General features: G+C 57.9%; 20 protein-coding genes. 15 read left to right on the forward strand and 5 right to left on the reverse strand.

From position 1 onward, the window contains the following. Positions 1-185: 185 nt before the first annotated feature. The 7 genes from PH7735_RS06485 to PH7735_RS06515 all read left to right on the forward strand — a co-directional run bounded on the left by PH7735_RS06485 (position 186) and on the right by PH7735_RS06515 (position 8,532). Positions 186-1,310 carry an aminodeoxychorismate synthase component I gene (locus tag PH7735_RS06485; RefSeq protein WP_058310460.1) on the forward strand — a complete coding sequence of 375 codons (1,125 nt, stop codon included), beginning with the start codon at positions 186-188 and terminating at the stop codon, positions 1,308-1,310. Then, positions 1,265-1,912 carry an aminotransferase class IV family protein gene (locus PH7735_RS06490; RefSeq protein ID WP_058310461.1) on the forward strand — a complete coding sequence of 216 codons (648 nt, stop codon included), beginning with the start codon at positions 1,265-1,267 and terminating at the stop codon, positions 1,910-1,912. The genes PH7735_RS06485 and PH7735_RS06490 overlap by 46 nt, the downstream gene beginning before the upstream one ends. A gap of 156 nt (positions 1,913-2,068) precedes the next feature. After that, the gene (locus tag PH7735_RS06495; protein WP_058310462.1) at positions 2,069-2,791 is read left to right on the forward strand and encodes a sulfotransferase family 2 domain-containing protein; all 723 of its coding nucleotides are present in this window, start codon (positions 2,069-2,071) and stop codon (positions 2,789-2,791) included. A 312-nt stretch (positions 2,792-3,103) separates the two neighbouring features. After that, positions 3,104-4,954 (forward strand): aspartate--tRNA ligase, encoded by a 1,851-nt coding sequence (aspS, locus tag PH7735_RS06500; RefSeq protein ID WP_058310463.1) that lies wholly within the window; start codon positions 3,104-3,106, stop codon positions 4,952-4,954. A 172-nt stretch (positions 4,955-5,126) separates the two neighbouring features. Next, positions 5,127-6,512 (forward strand): DUF1800 domain-containing protein, encoded by a 1,386-nt coding sequence (locus tag PH7735_RS06505; RefSeq protein WP_058310464.1) that lies wholly within the window; start codon positions 5,127-5,129, stop codon positions 6,510-6,512. Between the two features lie 10 nt (positions 6,513-6,522). Then, positions 6,523-7,752: a DUF1501 domain-containing protein gene (locus tag PH7735_RS06510; RefSeq protein ID WP_058310465.1), complete on the forward strand. Its 1,230-nt coding sequence runs from the start codon at positions 6,523-6,525 to the stop codon at positions 7,750-7,752. A gap of 63 nt (positions 7,753-7,815) precedes the next feature. Further along, a complete protein-coding gene (locus PH7735_RS06515) occupies positions 7,816-8,532 on the forward strand; it encodes a GNAT family N-acetyltransferase (protein ID WP_058310466.1) in 717 nt (238 codons plus the stop codon). Positions 8,533-8,534: 2 nt separating this feature from the next. Here PH7735_RS06515 and PH7735_RS06520 read toward each other — a convergent pair whose 3' ends face one another. Continuing rightward, positions 8,535-9,242, reverse strand: a complete 708-nt coding sequence (locus PH7735_RS06520; RefSeq protein ID WP_058310467.1) for a response regulator — start codon at positions 9,240-9,242, stop codon at positions 8,535-8,537. 177 nt (positions 9,243-9,419) lie between these two features. Between PH7735_RS06520 and mce the strand changes: the two genes are divergently transcribed. Beyond that, positions 9,420-9,824 carry a methylmalonyl-CoA epimerase gene (gene mce, locus PH7735_RS06525; protein ID WP_058311175.1) on the forward strand — a complete coding sequence of 135 codons (405 nt, stop codon included), beginning with the start codon at positions 9,420-9,422 and terminating at the stop codon, positions 9,822-9,824. A gap of 74 nt (positions 9,825-9,898) precedes the next feature. Next, a complete protein-coding gene (locus tag PH7735_RS06530) occupies positions 9,899-10,195 on the forward strand; it encodes a DUF1467 family protein (protein ID WP_058310468.1) in 297 nt (98 codons plus the stop codon). On the opposite strand, the gene PH7735_RS06535 is transcribed toward PH7735_RS06530, so the two are convergent. Genes PH7735_RS06535 through PH7735_RS06545 form a run of 3 tightly spaced genes read right to left on the reverse strand, consistent with a single transcriptional unit; the run spans position 10,146 to position 12,600 of the window. Then, positions 10,146-10,862 (reverse strand): EI24 domain-containing protein, encoded by a 717-nt coding sequence (locus PH7735_RS06535; RefSeq protein WP_058310469.1) that lies wholly within the window; start codon positions 10,860-10,862, stop codon positions 10,146-10,148. The two genes, PH7735_RS06530 and PH7735_RS06535, sit on opposite strands and share 50 nt — an antisense overlap. After that, positions 10,847-11,425, reverse strand: coding sequence for a nitroreductase family protein (locus tag PH7735_RS06540; RefSeq protein ID WP_058310470.1), 579 nt, complete (start codon positions 11,423-11,425; stop codon positions 10,847-10,849). Before PH7735_RS06540 ends, PH7735_RS06535 begins: the two co-directional genes overlap by 16 nt. A 53-nt stretch (positions 11,426-11,478) precedes the next feature. Next, on the reverse strand, positions 11,479-12,600 hold the full coding sequence (locus tag PH7735_RS06545) for a histone deacetylase-like amidohydrolase (protein ID WP_058310471.1): 1,122 nt from the start codon (positions 12,598-12,600) through the stop codon (positions 11,479-11,481). A gap of 125 nt (positions 12,601-12,725) precedes the next feature. Here PH7735_RS06545 and PH7735_RS06550 point away from each other — a divergent pair, with 125 nt between their 5' ends. After that, the gene (locus PH7735_RS06550; RefSeq protein WP_058310472.1) at positions 12,726-12,980 is read left to right on the forward strand and encodes a DUF167 domain-containing protein; all 255 of its coding nucleotides are present in this window, start codon (positions 12,726-12,728) and stop codon (positions 12,978-12,980) included. On the opposite strand, the gene PH7735_RS06555 is transcribed toward PH7735_RS06550, so the two are convergent. Next, positions 12,977-13,222, reverse strand: a complete 246-nt coding sequence (locus PH7735_RS06555) for a DUF8831 family protein (RefSeq protein ID WP_058310473.1) — start codon at positions 13,220-13,222, stop codon at positions 12,977-12,979. The two genes, PH7735_RS06550 and PH7735_RS06555, sit on opposite strands and share 4 nt — an antisense overlap. A 107-nt stretch (positions 13,223-13,329) precedes the next feature. Here PH7735_RS06555 and PH7735_RS06560 point away from each other — a divergent pair, with 107 nt between their 5' ends. From PH7735_RS06560 to PH7735_RS06580, 5 genes are all read left to right on the forward strand, one after another. Next, entirely contained in the window at positions 13,330-14,037 is a 708-nt protein-coding gene (locus PH7735_RS06560; RefSeq protein ID WP_058310474.1) for a M48 family metalloprotease, read from the forward strand. Between the two features lie 3 nt (positions 14,038-14,040). Beyond that, positions 14,041-14,406 carry a YigZ family protein gene (locus PH7735_RS06565; protein WP_058310475.1) on the forward strand — a complete coding sequence of 122 codons (366 nt, stop codon included), beginning with the start codon at positions 14,041-14,043 and terminating at the stop codon, positions 14,404-14,406. A gap of 88 nt (positions 14,407-14,494) precedes the next feature. After that, on the forward strand, positions 14,495-14,758 hold the full coding sequence (locus PH7735_RS06570; RefSeq protein WP_058310476.1) for a DUF6455 family protein: 264 nt from the start codon (positions 14,495-14,497) through the stop codon (positions 14,756-14,758). Beyond that, positions 14,755-15,033, forward strand: a complete 279-nt coding sequence (locus PH7735_RS06575) for a DUF6455 family protein (protein WP_058310477.1) — start codon at positions 14,755-14,757, stop codon at positions 15,031-15,033. The genes PH7735_RS06570 and PH7735_RS06575 overlap by 4 nt, the downstream gene beginning before the upstream one ends. Further along, positions 15,030-15,299 carry a DUF6455 family protein gene (locus PH7735_RS06580; RefSeq protein ID WP_058310478.1) on the forward strand — a complete coding sequence of 90 codons (270 nt, stop codon included), beginning with the start codon at positions 15,030-15,032 and terminating at the stop codon, positions 15,297-15,299. Before PH7735_RS06575 ends, PH7735_RS06580 begins: the two co-directional genes overlap by 4 nt. The last annotated feature ends 7 nt before the right edge of the window (positions 15,300-15,306 follow it).

Genomic DNA, 15,306 nt, shown 5'->3' on the forward strand with positions numbered 1-15,306 from the left:
CTCGGATGTTGGGGCGACAACAGAGTGGCAGGAGTCGCCCGAATACGCAAATTGTCGTGGGTTATAGACATCGCGGGGCAAGGTGCAAGAGGGATCGGGAAAATGCTGCAAACTGCCGCTTTCCAGCCTGTTCTTTTGCGCTCCCGAGGCTATATCGGCTTCAACCTAACGCATGGGGCGCAAAAGTGAAGATTCGGTTTGATCACGGACCAGAGGCTCGGGCGGCAGTTTTTGCCGAACCCGAACGGCTGATTGTGGCGAACACATCAGAGGACGTGACGCGGGTTTTTGCCGAAATGGACGCCGCGCGCGCCGAAGGCAAATGGCTGGCGGGCTATGCCAGCTACGAATTGGGCTATGCCCTCGAAGAGCGTTTGTTGCCGCGCATGCCAGAGGATCGAAAGCTGCCGTTGATCTGCTTTGGCGTTTTTGATGCCCCGACAAACGCCGCGCCCCTGCCAACCCAACCTGCCGGACTGTCCGGTTTCACGCCGCGGTGGAGCGAGGACCGCTATCAAAAGGCGTTTGATCAGGTGCGGGCCTATATAGGGTCGGGCGATATCTATCAGGCCAACTTGACCTTCCCGATTGATGCGCACCTGCATGGCGATGCCGAGGCACTCTATGCGGCCTTGGCAGCACGACAGCCCGTGGGCCACGGCGCACTGGTCGCACAGGACGGGTTGCCCACAATCCTGAGCCGGTCTCCGGAATTGTTCTTTCGCACATCATCTGACGGCACCATTGAAACCCGCCCGATGAAAGGCACCCAGCCCCGCGCAGAGGACCCGGCCGAAGACGCGCGTCGCAAAACGTGGCTGTCCCAGGATGAGAAGAACCGCGCGGAGAACCTCATGATTGTGGATCTTCTGCGCAACGACATCAGCCGTGTTGCCCAACCGGGCAGCGTTCATGTTCCGGAACTGTTCAAAGTCGAAACCTATGCCACCGTGCACCAGATGGTGTCGCGGGTTGCGGCAAAACTGCTGCCGGACGTCGGCTTGGGCGATATCCTTCGGGCACTTTATCCCTGTGGCTCGATTACCGGCGCGCCGAAACTGCGCGCAATGGAGATCATCGACGACCTCGAGGTTGCCCCGCGCGAGATATACTGTGGCACTATTGGCTGGGCGGCACCGGACGGGCGCAGCGAATTCAACGTCGCGATCCGGACGCTGCTTGTCGACGGCGATCAGGCGGTTTTGAATGTGGGAGGCGGCGTTGTCTGGGACAGCACCGCGTCGTCCGAATACGAGGAGGCCCTATGGAAAGCCCGTTTCGCCACCCAGTTCCAGATGGAACGCGTCTGATTGAAACTTTCGGCTATGTGCCCGGAGACGCGATTGCACGGCTGGACCTGCATCTGGCACGGCTCGAGACGTCGGCTCGTGCTTTCGGGTTTGCCTTTGACAAGGGCAGGGTGCTCGCCCGTATTGATGCCATCAACAGCACCACGCCCCAAAGATGCCGGCTGACTCTCGACAAAGACGGCATGGTGGACCTGACGCTGGCGGAAATGCCTGCGATGTCCGAAAAAACCTGGACGGTCCGCATCCACCGGCAAGCCCTGTCCTCCACGGATGCCTTTTTAGGGCACAAATCCACACAGCGCGCCCTGTACGATACAGCGCGCGCGGAATTGCCCAGCGACATTCAGGAATGGCTCTTCCTGAACGAACGAGATGAAGTGTGCGAAGGCACGATCACCAACGTCGCCATTGTCACGCCAGACGGGGAAACGCTGACGCCCGCGCTTGCCTGTGGATGCCTGCCCGGCGTGTATCGTCAAAGCAGGATCAACGCAGGTCTCTGGCAAGAAGCGGTCTTGACGCAGAACGATCTAAAGGCTGCCAAAACCCTAGTTCTGAGCAACGCCCTGCGCGGCGAAATTCCCGCAGCATTGCAATTGTGAAAAGTGCAAAACTTGAATTGTGTATTCGTTTTGAAGGCAGAAAGTCCATTGACGAATGGTTTGATGATAAGCACAACTAAAAGTTGAGAAGAGATTTTCCCAAAATACATATTTGGACAAATCGGGTCGCTATAGCTGGAGAGAAAAAGAGTGAAAATGCAATACCGTCCTGTCTTCAAAGATGGTGAATTCAAGCGGAACAAAATGAACTACCTGCTTCCAAACGAGGAAGGCAAAATCATTGTTTACACCTACATTCGAAAGAACGCGTGCTCTGCTTTCAAGCTTCTGATGCTCGAAAGATCTCGTCAACAAGAAGGTTCAGAAATTGAAAAGATGAGGGCCTTCCGTGCGCCCCAACATCTTAAACAATGGGATCACTCGGTTTTTGTTTACCGTGATCCTTTTGAACGAGCGGTTTCGGTTTTTCAGAATAAGTTTTTGGACAAGTCGGGGAACGGAGATATTTTTTACAGCTTTAAGGCTCAGACCGGGAAAGATCCCCACACTGCAACGTTCCGTGATTTCGTTACGTATCTTAAAACGCCTTTTGAGGAGTTGGATCCTCATGTATGGCCGCAGAAATCGCATCTCTTAGAGATCGAATACACTCTTCCTATTGATATGAACGACCTGACGAACGTCATTGAAGAAGAGTTTCCGTCTCTGTCGAAGTTTTTCCAAAACAAGGTCAATGAATCTCGGGAACGAGCCGATATATTGGGCGACCTTTGCGATGTTCCTGCAAATCAGATCTCGAGCTATAACAAGAAAAATTTCGAAGCACTTCGTCCAACTTTGGAAGACCTGTATTCTTCAGATATGGAAATGATCTCGGAAGTTAAACGGCAAACCTCCCGCCAAAATAGCTGCAAATGACTCTAACCTAACTGTTGCACTGGGGCTAATCGACCATAGCATCACCGATAGTCTTAATGTGCAGAAATACCGTAGATGCCCTCTGACGTTACGGGGAACCTTGTGATGAACAAAGGTGTCAGACTTGTGTTTCAGCAAGGACAGGCGACTCACCAGTCGCCGTTATTTTTTCGCGCGCCATGGGCCCGGAATTCTGTTCCGGTCCCGTTGATTGGCATTTTTAGGCGAATAACGCCGCTGTTCCCTTGACTTTGGCCGCTACAAAAGGTGTATCGGCGCGACTTCACACTTCACCCTCATGAGGGAGCGACCATGCACGCTTTTCGCAGCCACACTTGCGCAGAACTGAACAAATCCAACGTGGGTGATACCGTCCGCCTGTCGGGCTGGGTCCACCGTGTCCGCGATCACGGCGGTATCCTGTTCATCGACTTGCGCGACCACTACGGCATGACGCAGGTGCTTTGTGACCCCGACAGCCCCGTCTTTACCCAGATGGAGAAGGTCCGGTCCGAATGGTGTATCCGCATCGACGGCACCGTCAAAGCCCGTGACGAAGACCTTGTGAACCCGAAAATACCGACCGGCGAAGTCGAGGTTTTTGTGCGTGATCTCGAGGTTCTTGGCGCTGCTGACGAACTGCCCCTGATGGTCTTTGGTGATCAGGAATACCCCGAGGACACACGTCTGAAATATCGTTTCCTCGATCTGCGCCGCGAAGTGATGCAGGAAAACATGAAACTGCGTTCGGACGTGGTGATGTCGATGCGCAAACGCATGTGGGATCTGGATTTCCGCGAATATCAAACCCCGATCATCACGGCGTCGTCGCCCGAAGGCGCGCGCGACTTCCTCGTGCCATCGCGTCTGCATCCGGGCAAGTTCTATGCGCTGCCACAGGCCCCGCAGCAGTTCAAACAGCTGATGATGGTTGCCGGTTTCGACAAATATTTCCAGATCGCGCCGTGTTTCCGCGATGAAGACCCGCGTGCAGACCGCTCGCCGACGGACTTCTACCAGCTCGACATGGAAATGAGCTTTGTCACCCAACAGGATATCTTCGACACCATCCAGCCAGTGCTGCAAGGCGTGTTTGAAGAGTTTGGCGGCGGCCGCAAGGTGGATCAGGTTTGGGAACAGATTTCCTATGCGGACTCGGCGCTCTGGTATGGCACCGACAAACCCGATCTGCGTAATCCGATCAAAATGCAGGTTGTTTCCGAACATTTCGCAGGCTCCGGTTTCGCGATCTTTGCCAAACTGCTCGAGCAGGAAGGCACACAGATCCGCGCCATTCCCGCCCCGACAGGCGGGTCGCGCAAATTCTGTGACCGCATGAACAAATTCGCCCAACAAGAAGGCCTGCCCGGTATGGGCTATATCTTCTGGCGCGAGAAAACTGCTGACGCCGTGGCGCAGGAACTTGGCATCACTGTCAAAGAAGCCCAGGCCAAGCTGAAATCAGGCGAAGTCGAAGGTGGCATGGAAGCCGCTGGTCCTCTGGCCAAAAACATCGGCCCCGAGCGCACCGAAGCGATCCGTCAGCAACTGGGCCTCGACGTTGGCGACGCGGCCTTCTTCCTTGGTGGCAAGCCAAAGGCGTTCGAACCCGTCGCGGGCCGTGCACGTGCCGTGATTGGCGAAGAACTGGGTCTGGTTGATCAGGACCGGTTTGCCTTCGCGTGGATCGTTGATTTCCCGATCTTCGAAAAAGACGAAGAAACCGGCAAGCTGGACTTTGACCACAACCCGTTCTCGATGCCCCAAGGCGGCATGGACGCGTTGAACGGCGATCCTCTGGCCGTGCGTGGCTGGCAGTATGATCTGGCCTGTAACGGGTACGAACTGGTGTCGGGCGCGATCCGGAACCACCAGCCCGAAATCATGTTCAAGGCCTTTGAACTGGCTGGCTACGGAGAAGACGAAGTGCGCAAGCGGTTCGGCGGCATGGTCAATGCGTTCAAATTCGGCGCGCCTCCGCACGGTGGATGTGCTGCGGGTGTTGACCGGATCGTCATGCTTTTGGCCAACCAGCAAAACCTGCGCGAAGTCGTGATGTTCCCGATGAGCCAGCGTGCAGAAGACCTGATGATGAACGCACCAAGCGAGCCAGCAACCGATCAGTTGATGGAACTTGGCCTGCGCGTGATCCCGCAAGACTAGGATCTCGCGCCAGAGTATTAAGAAATCGGGGCGGCCTGTCTGGGCGGCCCCTTTTTTGTGCAGCTTTTTGCCGGTTCACGGCTTTTTTTCCACTTGGATGCTGCAATCGCAAAGCAATGGGTTATCTTTACCCTACGATGCCAGCAATTTATTCTAATCGGACTTGATAAAGATGGCTTTTGACCCGATCCGCGCGGAAATCCGTTTTGGCTATGGCTTGTCTCCTGAGATAAGCCCCCCCTCCAGCGTGGCAGAAATGCTGTCCGGCGTGTCTGGACCGGATAAAATGGCCGATGCCTTTCCTGTTGAAAGCATGCAGTTTTTTTCTGGCAAGCTGACCCAGCAGGTCGAACTGGCGCGCGCGTTGCGAAAGGCCAAGACCGAAGAAGAAAGCTTTGAAATCACGGAAACATCGCAAGAGTTGCGCCGCGAGTTTTATGTGTACCGGCGCGAGTTTATGGCCCAGTCCATTCTCAGACGCACGCACAGCGCCACAGCCTTTCGTGAACGTCTGGCCGCTTTCTGGAGCGACCATTTCACGGTTGTGGGCAAGAATTCGTTCTACAAGGCTCTGGTGGATACCTACTCGGAAGACGCCATCCGGCCAAACCTTTCCGGCCGGTTCGAGGATATGCTGATCGCGGTCGTGACCCATCCCATGATGCTGTTGTATCTTGATCAACGGCAATCCGTCGGACCAAACAGTTTGCTGGCAGAAAAGCGTGGCAAGGGGCGCGGTCTAAACGAGAACCTCGCCCGCGAAGTGCTTGAATTGCATACGCTTGGCGTGGATGGACCCTATTCGCAAACGGATGTGCGCGAGTTGGCCGAGTTGTTCACCGGTCTCGATTACCGGCAGGACAAAGGCTTTCATTTTGCGCGGGGCAAGACAGAACCGGGACCCGAAACCGTTTTGGGCAAGGTCTATGGACAGGAAAAAGGCCGGCTCAAGGACATTCTTGCGGTTCTGCGCGATCTGGCCCGCCACCCCGTAACGGCCCGGCATATCTCGTCAAAACTGGTGATGCATTTTGTGTCTGACGATCCTGATCCGTCCTTGGTTGATCGGCTGACCGCTGCGTATCTGGACACGGATGGTGATCTTTCCGCCCTCTACGCGACCCTTCTGGAGGCGCCTCAGGCTTGGGATGCCCCCCTTGCGAACATGAAACCCCCGCAGGATTTCATCATTTCGTCGCTGCGCGCGCTGGCGGTTCCGGCAGAAACCTTTGCCGGATTGAATGCCCGCGACATGCGGCGTCTCGTGACGGCACCGTTGCAGAAAATGGGGCAGCCGTGGAATGAACCCCTCGGGCCGGACGGATGGCCCGAAGAAGACGGCGTCTGGATTTCACCACAGGGCATGGCGGCGCGTCTGCAATGGGCGATGTTTGCACCCGGTGCCCTGTTGGGCGTTGAACCTGACCCGCGGGAATTCGTTGTCAACGCGCTTGGTGCCGATGCACCGGCGGACATTACGTTTGCCGCAGGCGCTGCCGAAAACCGCCGCGAAGGTGTTGCCGTTGTCCTAATGTCTCCGACATTCCAGCGACGCTAAGGAGAGAGATATGGCTCAAAACCTGACCAGAAGAAGCTTCCTCGCACGGACTGCGGCCATCGGATGTTCCGCCGCTGCCAGCCCTCTGTTGACCCCTGTGAGTTTTGCGGCGGGGCCTTGGGACAACCGGCTTGTCGTCATCATTCTGCGCGGGGGGCTGGATGGTCTTGATGCCGTGCGGCCTTGGGGCGATCCTGAATTTGCTCTGGCGCGCCCGCGTCTTGCAAAAGACCACAACGGCGCCCATGATCTGAACGGCTTTTACGGCATGAATCCCGCTTTGGCCCCCTTGATGCCCCTGTGGCAAGCGGGCGAACTTGGCTTCGCCCACGCGGTCTCGCAGCCTTACCGCGAAAAACGCAGCCACTTTGACGGGCAGGATCTGCTCGAAGCGGGCATTCCAACCCTGAAAGACGGGATCAAGGACGGCTGGTTGAACCGGATGTTGCAGGACATTCCCGGCGTCAGGGCGGATACGGCATTTTCAATCGGCTCCGAAAACATGCTCTTGGCACAAGGCGCAGCCCCGGTCTCAAGCTGGTCACCGGATGTGGACGTCACCATGAGCGCGCAGGGCGTGCGCCTTCTGGAACTGACCATGAAAACAGACCCCGCATTGGCCGAAGCCATGGCGCAGGCCTTGGTGCTGGCGGATTCCGACGGGGACGGGGTTGTGCCCGATGGCTCGGATGATGACATGATGGCGATGATGCAATCCAACATGAAGCCGCAAAACGCCCGCAAAAGCCATTTGCGGATTGCAGATTTTGCGGCGGCACAGCTGGTTGCGGACACGCGGATTGTGTCGTTTTCACTGGGCGGATGGGACACCCACGCCAACCAGACGGCGCGGATCAAAGGGCCTTTGTCGAACCTTGCCGACGTATTGTTGCGCCTGAAAGAAGGGTGCGGTCAGTCGGTCTGGGCGCGCACGACCGTGGTCGCCATGACCGAGTTCGGACGCACCGTGCGCGAAAACGGCACCAAGGGCACCGATCACGGAACCGGCGGCGTGATGATTATGGCTGGCGGTGCCTTGCGTGGCGGACAGGTTTTCGGGCAATGGCCGGGCTTGGCCGAGGCCGATCTCTATGACCGGCGGGACCTCATGCCGCTGGATGACGTACGCCGCTATGCGGCCTGGGCCATTCGTAGCAGTTTCGGTCTGGACAGGGCGCGGTTGGAAAACCACATCTTCCCGGGCATAGAACTGGGCGACGATCCAAATATGCTGCTTTGATCTCAGGGGCTTGGCAGGTCGGCATACTTGGTGCAAGGTGGGCGGACCTAACGGAGCCGAACCATGCAAGACCCAAGACCTCTCGGAGCAGGCGTCACTGATTGGACACCTCCCGCCGTGCCAACCGGCGATGTGCTCGAAGGGGAATACGCCAGACTGGAACCTTTGCAGGCCGATATCCACGCCGCGCTTTTGTTTCCAACCTATCAGGTCAGCGACAGTGTTTGGGACTATCTGCCTTATGGGCCTTTTCATTCGGCAGCGGCCTATCACCGCTGGATGAAAAACATCACAGGACGCGCGGATCCGATTTTTTATGCCATTCAGGACAAGGATACGGGCGCATGGGGCGGCGTGGCCAGCTTTTTGCGCATCAACCACGGTTCGGGCTCGATCGAGGTGGGGCATATCAACCTGTCACCACAACTTCAGGGCACCCGCGCAGCAACCGAAGCGATGGTTTTGATGATGCGGCACGCCTTTTCACTGGGGTATCGCCGGTACGAATGGAAATGTGATGCCCTGAACCGACCCTCGCGCCGCGCCGCGCAAAGGCTCGGGATGAGCTTCGAAGGCGTCCACCGCCAGCACACGGTGGTCAAGCAACGCAATCGCGACACGGCTTGGTTTTCGGTCATTGATAGCGAATGGCCCGCCTTGTCAGAGGCCTTTGATGTCTGGCTCAATCCGACCAATTTTGACCAGGACGGGCGCCAGAAAGAAAGCCTGAGCGATCTTACGCGTCTGGTGCGGGCTACGGACGATCCTGATCTCGGCTGATCCTACAGCGCGGGTTCCTGCGCAAGGCGGGCCTCGACCAGCTGACGCAATCTCGACACATCGGCATTCAGCAACTTGCCTTCGGCGCGCCCCCGCGACACCGTATCGGCCGCCCGTTGCAGGGCCAGATCATGTGCACTAAGGGCAAGGCCCGACAGGAACTTGGCCACATAATCCAGCGTGCCATCTTCGCGCAGCGTCTCTGCGGCGTGACACAGATCGTCGCGATAGGCGACAGGGTCGGGGGTTACCTTGTCTTTCGACAGGCTGCGCGGACCGGCGGGGCGTTGATCTGCCGGCAACCTTGACAGAATGGCCTCCTGAAAAATGGCAAGACTACCAAGAGGTTTTGACAGGAACCCGTCCGCCCCGGCGGCAAGCGCCTGATCCTCGACAAAGCTGTCACCCGATGTGGCCAGCACAACATCAATCCGCGGCACGCTGCGGCTCATCTCTTCGATCAGATCGGCGCCCGATCCATCCGGCAGCCCCATATCCACAATGGCAACCGACGGGCGATAGACCTGCAAATGACGTCGCGCAGAGGCAAGGCAATCCGCGCGCCGGATACGGGCCCCGCTGCGCAGACACATCAACCGCAGGGCATCACAGGCAAACCGGCTGTCCTCGACCACAAGGACGGTCAGTCCCAGCATTGGACGGCGCGCGGTGGGATGTGAATAGGCGGAAATCAGGGGCAGGTCATCCATCAGAAAACTCCTTCAGGCAGCGGTTTGGACGACTCACAAGCTAGGGCAGGGATGGTAAATGCATGGTTAAGCAAACCACCGGCAAACGTTGCGGCGCGCGACCCCCTGTCGCTTGCAACGGGCGCGCGGCTTGACCATAAGACGTGCAAGCTAAAGAAACCTGAAAGGAATATCGACATGATCGGACGTCTGAACCACGTCGCCATTGCCGTACCGGATCTGGAAGCGGCCTCGGCGCAATACCGCAACGCGTTGGGGGCCAAAGTCGGCGACCCGCAAGACGAACCCGATCACGGTGTGACTGTGGTGTTTATCGAATTGCCAAACACCAAGATCGAACTGCTCTACCCGCTGGGTGACGACAGCCCCATCAACGGCTTCCTCGAAAAGAACCCTTCGGGCGGCATCCACCATGTCTGTTACGAAGTCGATGACATCATTGCGGCACGCGATCACCTGAAATCCACCGGCGCGCGCGTTCTGGGCTCGGGCGAGCCTAAAATCGGCGCTCACGGAAAACCCGTTCTGTTCCTGCACCCGAAAGATTTCAACGGTTGTCTGGTTGAACTCGAGCAGGTCTAAGCCTGTTTGAATTTGGACACGGGCGGGTTATATGCTCGCCCGTACCCACTTACCCCTGAAAGGGATCTGCCCCCATGGCTCTCACCTCTGGTATCGTTCTTTACGCGGTTCTCTGGTTTCTGACTTTCCTGATGGCGATTCCGATCCGCCTGCAAACCCAAGGTGACGTGGGCGAGGTTGTACCGGGCACCCATGCCGGAGCGCCCGAACATCACAACCTTAAACTCAAGGCCAAACTGACCACGCTGGTGGCAGGTGTGATTTGGGTAGTGCTGTTCTGGATCATCACAACCGGTGTCATCACGGTGCGCGATTTTGATTTCAATAACGTGATGTCCCCTCTCCCTGTGTCAGATGAAACAGGTGAGTGAAAACAGCCGCGCCCATAATCGGGATCAGCAGGTTGACCAACGGTATGGACAAAGGGATCGCCATCAGCGTCCCGCCAAGCCATATCGTGCCCATGTGACGGCGGCGTAGCTCTTTGGCGCCGTCCCGCCCCACACGGCGCATGGCCGCCATCTGAAAATATTCACGCCCCAGAAGAAACCCGTTCAGCGCCCAGAAGATGAACAGGGCCAGCGGCGAGAAAATAACATAAAGCACCAGCGCAAGAATGTTTGCGCCGATCATGACCCCGAGAAACGCAAAAGTATCCTTGAGCGACTCGGACAGGGGCAGGTCCTCAACCGGCGGCAGGTTGGTATAGTGCCGGTCCTCGACCGCATCTGCGACCTGATCCAGAAACAGGCCGGTCATGGCAGACGCCACAGGCACCATCAAAAAGATCGACGCCACGGGCACAACCACCACCAAAGACCAGCTCAGCATGTCGTCGATCCACGTGACCGCTCCGACCCATGGCAAATTCACTTCATCACCAAGGAAAAAGTCCAGAAGCCAGACCAGCCCGATACTGGCCCCGATCAACAGCGCAAGCGCCAGACCAATGCCGGTAAAAAACACCTTGCGGAACCGCCGGTCTCCCAGCTGTCCCAAAGACTTGAAAAACGCCGTAAAGACTAGTTGGAAACCCATGTGACTTTCCTTTCCAGATCGGGACGCGGACGTTCGGGCGGCGTGGCTTTTTCGGTGCCGATATGGATGATGCCCGCCACACGTTCATGCGGGGCCAGCCCCAGAGACGTCTCGACAAAGGGGCGGTCGTGGCTTGCCCAGCCGGACAACCAGTTTGCCCCCCATCCGGACGCCAACGCCGCGTTCAACAACGCAAGACAGACGGCTCCGGCGGAATAGGTTTGCTCAACCTCGGGCACTTTTTCCGAAATAACCGGGGCTTCGATCACCACAACAGCAAGGTTCCCCGTATCGAACTGGTGACGGCCCTTGGCGATCTGCTCGGCATTCAGCCCAAGGGCGATACCGCGCGCTTCGACCGGATCCCCAAGCGCATTCAGGGCCGCCTTGTCCAGAACCACAAGACGCCATGGTTCGAGCTTGCCATGATCCGGTGTGCGCAGGGCCGCTGTCAAAAGGGGCTCAAGCTGCGCGCGGGACGGCACCGGCGCCGTTAGGGTCTTGGCGGGGCGGGAACGGCGCGACAGGAGAAACTCCAGCGCCTGCGGATTGGGGTGGGGCATTGTGCGTTTCCGTTTCTTGGTCGCAAGGTATGTCGTCAGGATTGGTGCAGGATTCAACCGCTTTCTGGCGGTTTTGCAAAGATATCGGCCAGTTCTTCGATCTGTTCCGCCACAAACGCGTCAAACCGCGCGTCCGGTTGCCGGATCGCCAGCGTCTCTGCCATCGGGTCGGGCACGTGGATATCACTGCCGGACAATTCCTCCATCACGGCATGGCCACAAAACGGCACATAGACCTCGGAATAGCCGCCCTCGTGAACCATGACCAAGCGCCCGTCACACCATGTGTCGGCGGCGCCCATCACCTGACGGGTCATGTCACGAAAGGTCTCCATCGTTGCCATCGTGCGCGAAAGGGGATCAAACGCCGAGGCGTCATAGCCGCTGGCGACAATGATCAAATCGGGGCGATACCGGTCCAGCGCGGGCAGCACGATCCGCTCCATCGCCAGAAGATAGCTGTTGTGACCCGCGCCGGGGGACAGGGGAACGTTGATGTTGTACCCCAACCCGTCACCAGAGCCGCGCTCCTCAATACCGCCTGTGTCCAGAGGATAGTTGCGCGCCTGATGAAGCGAGATTGTCAGCACATCGTCACGGTCCAGAAAAATGGCTTCGGTGCCATTACCATGGTGGACGTCCCAATCGATGACGGCCACACGCGGTGCCAACCCTTCGGCCTTGGCGGCCTCGATCGCGATGGCGATATTCGCCATCAGACAAAACCCGTTTGGCCAATCCGGCAGGCAATGATGCCCCGGCGGACGCGACAGCGCATAGGCGTTTTCCAGCGTGCCCCGCAAAACACTCAGAACAGCCTCTTTGGCCAATCCCGCCGAAAGGGCCGCCGCTTCATAGCCGCCTTTGCCAAAAGGGGTGCGCAGGCCCAGCTCACCGCCACCAGCATCGGACATGTTCTTGAACTGCGTCAGATACGCGGCCGGGTGCACGCGCTCCAGATCTTCGCGGGTGGCAGGGGCCGCACTGCTCAGGTGAAGCTCTTTGGACAAGCCACTCACATCTAACAGGTTTTTGAGCCGCCGCTTGGTCTCGGGGCTTTCGGGCAGGCCACCGGCCGCCAGAGGTTGCACAAATTCACCCACCGGCAAAGTCAGTGCATAGTTGCCGCCTGAATGCCAAAAACAGGACTCATCCCAAAAGAAACCGGTTGCCATGTGCGTGTGATCCTTATCCTGCGCTTTTCGCGCATACCTTTGCCCAAGGTGACACCAAATGCGAGCCATTTTCACCGCCGCCCGAATGATCTAAACCTGTCTTACCCCGGAGCCGGAACCTGCCCATGTCTGAAAACCTGTCCCGTCTTGCCGTTGAAGGCGCGGAAATCACGGTGCGCGTCACGCCCAAGGCCTCGCGCAATGCAGTCAAAGTCGAAGACGGTCAGATTCGCGTCTATGTCACCACGGTTCCGGAAGGGGGCAAGGCCAACGCCGCAGTTCAAAAAGTGCTGGCCAAACAGATGGGTCTTGCGAAATCCCGTCTTGTTCTGATCCGGGGGCAAACTGCGCGGGACAAGACCTTTCTGGTGTCGTCCTAGCCGGTCTTGCCGTCCTGTTGCAGCTTGTAAACCCCTTCAGGCAGGTCCAGCGCAGCGGCCAGTTCCTGTATCTGGTGCAGGGAAAACGAGATTTTCTGAACCGTGTCTGTGCGAGGGTCCAGCTGTTCTACCGTGATCACGTCCTCAAACATATTGATGGTGATGTCTTCCATCAAATTTACAGAGCCCTCGTCAACGAGGGTGACCACTGTGGCGTCAAATTCGTGCTCGATACTGAACATGTCTCCAGCGTAACGGCTTGTTTGACAATGGCAAGCACAATGCACTGGAAACCCTGGGCACATCGTCATAAGTTTGAATATGTAAGCAGTTGATATGGACTTGTTTGATGCGCTGGATTGCTCTTGTTGCCGCTTTTTCTGTTGTTGCCGCCTGTGACACACCGACGGACACGGCCCCCAAGCCTGCGCCGACAACCACGAAATCAACCGTGTCACGGCTTAGCGTGGATCAGGCCACCAAACGGCTTGGCCCCATCAAACGCCGGATGGAACCGATTGCAGAAAGCGAATGCCGTGCCCGTACCAGCGGCGCGAATTGTGATTTTCGCATCTCCGTCGATCAACGTCGCGATGTTCCGGCAAACGCCTATCAATCGGTTGATTCAAACGGACGCCCCCAGATCACCTTCACTGCGGCGCTGATCTCCGACGTGCAGAACGATCACGAACTGGCCTTTGTGATGGGGCACGAGGCCGCGCACCACATCGCGGGGCACCTGAACCGTCAACAGGCCGATGCCGCGGCGGGTGCATTGATTGTGGGCGTGCTGGCGGGGCTTGCCGGTGCCAATGCCGCAACACTGGATGCCGCGATGGATGCAGGGGCTTTGGTCGGATCACGCGCCTATTCGAAAAACTATGAACTTGAGGCTGATCGCCTCGGAACGGTGATCACCAAAAAGTCCGGGTATGATCCAGTTCGCGGCGCCCAGTATTTCACACGCATCCCTGATCCGGGCAATGTGTTCCTTGGCACCCATCCGCCCAACAACCAACGCATCCAGACCGTGCGCCAAACCGCAGCCAAGATGTAAGCGATGCTGCAACTCTTGAATGTGGTCACTGACCGCGGGTCGAAATATGCCGTGTCCGGTGGCCCCGTGACAAACCGCAAAGACATCGACGCCTTTCTGAAACAGCTCAAACGCGACCGCAAATTCGCCAAGGCCACCCACAACACCTGGGCGGCGCAGTTGTCCAACGGGACACCCCTGAAAGGCGATGATGGCGAAAGCGGCGCAGGCATGGTGATCGTGCGCATGCTGGAACGCGAAGGCCTGCAGGATCACGTTATCGTTGTAACCCGTTGGTACGGCGGCGTTAAACTGGGCGGAGACCGGTTCCGCCGCGTGCAGGATTGCGTGCGCGCCTATTTGGAAGAACTGCCCCCCTCGGCAGGATGACGCGCAGCAATCGCAGGGTTGATGCAGGTCAAAGGAGCAGAAATCACGGCATGATACGGTCGGTTTTAACGCCAGACCGGAGGTCCATATGCCAGATACTGCAGTTCTCAAACATCACGTCGATCTTTTGGATCGGACCGCGACGCGGCTGGGTGTTGATCTTCAGGACGCCGCCATTTCCGGACAGTTTGCCTTTGACGACATCGCGGATGCCGTGCTGCGCTGTACCCAATGCCCCCAGCCCGAAGCCTGTGAAAGCTGGTTGGCAACGGCCCCCTCGGCACCGGAACAGGCGCCGCATTACTGTCGCAACCATGATTTGCTGACAGCCCTGCAAGGAGCGGCAGAATGAAGCCCCTTGGAGATCAGAATGCACATTTCTGGCTGATCCAACGCATGGCGCGCGCCACGGAAACGGATCTGGTCAAGGCGATGCACAAGGCCAAACTGACCCAGAGCGACTGGGCCGATATGGTGCAGGAATGTCGCCACTGTGACTGGTCCGCAGGCTGCGAACGCTGGTTGGGCCGTCAGGACCACGACGCGGCCGCCGACGTCCCCGAGGCCTGTCGCAATCACACCCGTTTCGAAGCGCTCAAAACCGCTCTGGAGGAGCTTGAAGAATGAGCCATACCGCACCTTTGGGCGATCCCGCCCTGCATTTCTGGTTAACCCGCAGCGTCGCCCGCTCGATGGGCGTGTCCCTTGGCGACGCCATGGCCGAAGGCGTCCTGTCCAAGAAAGACTATGCCGATCTGGTCACGAACTGCCGGCGCTGTGCCTTGGTGGCCCATTGCGAGGCTTGGCTGGGCGATCAGGGCAACGGCGCACAAACCGCGCCAGACGGCTGTATGCACGCAGACCTATTCGACCACTTGAAACAACAGGCCTAGGGGCCAT

It is taken from the genome of Shimia thalassica (assembly GCF_001458215.1).
In the GTDB taxonomy this organism is placed as follows: domain Bacteria; phylum Pseudomonadota; class Alphaproteobacteria; order Rhodobacterales; family Rhodobacteraceae; genus Shimia; species Shimia thalassica.

What these genes read in the sequence shown, in the direction of transcription:
- PH7735_RS06490 (WP_058310461.1), top strand. Translation starts at nt 1,265, where the DNA reads ATGGAAAGCCCGTTTCGCCACCCAGTTCCAGATGGAACGCGTCTGATT.
- PH7735_RS06495 (WP_058310462.1), top strand. Translation starts at nt 2,069, where the DNA reads ATGCAATACCGTCCTGTCTTCAAAGATGGTGAATTCAAGCGGAACAAA.
- aspS (WP_058310463.1), top strand. Translation starts at nt 3,104, where the DNA reads ATGCACGCTTTTCGCAGCCACACTTGCGCAGAACTGAACAAATCCAAC.
- PH7735_RS06505 (WP_058310464.1), top strand. Translation starts at nt 5,127, where the DNA reads ATGGCTTTTGACCCGATCCGCGCGGAAATCCGTTTTGGCTATGGCTTG.
- PH7735_RS06510 (WP_058310465.1), top strand. Translation starts at nt 6,523, where the DNA reads ATGGCTCAAAACCTGACCAGAAGAAGCTTCCTCGCACGGACTGCGGCC.
- PH7735_RS06515 (WP_058310466.1), top strand. Translation starts at nt 7,816, where the DNA reads ATGCAAGACCCAAGACCTCTCGGAGCAGGCGTCACTGATTGGACACCT.
- PH7735_RS06520 (WP_058310467.1), bottom strand. Translation starts at nt 9,242, where the DNA reads ATGGATGACCTGCCCCTGATTTCCGCCTATTCACATCCCACCGCGCGC.
- mce (WP_058311175.1), top strand. Translation starts at nt 9,420, where the DNA reads ATGATCGGACGTCTGAACCACGTCGCCATTGCCGTACCGGATCTGGAA.
- PH7735_RS06530 (WP_058310468.1), top strand. Translation starts at nt 9,899, where the DNA reads ATGGCTCTCACCTCTGGTATCGTTCTTTACGCGGTTCTCTGGTTTCTG.
- PH7735_RS06535 (WP_058310469.1), bottom strand. Translation starts at nt 10,862, where the DNA reads ATGGGTTTCCAACTAGTCTTTACGGCGTTTTTCAAGTCTTTGGGACAG.
- PH7735_RS06540 (WP_058310470.1), bottom strand. Translation starts at nt 11,425, where the DNA reads ATGCCCCACCCCAATCCGCAGGCGCTGGAGTTTCTCCTGTCGCGCCGT.
- PH7735_RS06545 (WP_058310471.1), bottom strand. Translation starts at nt 12,600, where the DNA reads ATGGCAACCGGTTTCTTTTGGGATGAGTCCTGTTTTTGGCATTCAGGC.
- PH7735_RS06550 (WP_058310472.1), top strand. Translation starts at nt 12,726, where the DNA reads ATGTCTGAAAACCTGTCCCGTCTTGCCGTTGAAGGCGCGGAAATCACG.
- PH7735_RS06555 (WP_058310473.1), bottom strand. Translation starts at nt 13,222, where the DNA reads ATGTTCAGTATCGAGCACGAATTTGACGCCACAGTGGTCACCCTCGTT.
- PH7735_RS06560 (WP_058310474.1), top strand. Translation starts at nt 13,330, where the DNA reads ATGCGCTGGATTGCTCTTGTTGCCGCTTTTTCTGTTGTTGCCGCCTGT.
- PH7735_RS06565 (WP_058310475.1), top strand. Translation starts at nt 14,041, where the DNA reads ATGCTGCAACTCTTGAATGTGGTCACTGACCGCGGGTCGAAATATGCC.
- PH7735_RS06570 (WP_058310476.1), top strand. Translation starts at nt 14,495, where the DNA reads ATGCCAGATACTGCAGTTCTCAAACATCACGTCGATCTTTTGGATCGG.
- PH7735_RS06575 (WP_058310477.1), top strand. Translation starts at nt 14,755, where the DNA reads ATGAAGCCCCTTGGAGATCAGAATGCACATTTCTGGCTGATCCAACGC.
- PH7735_RS06580 (WP_058310478.1), top strand. Translation starts at nt 15,030, where the DNA reads ATGAGCCATACCGCACCTTTGGGCGATCCCGCCCTGCATTTCTGGTTA.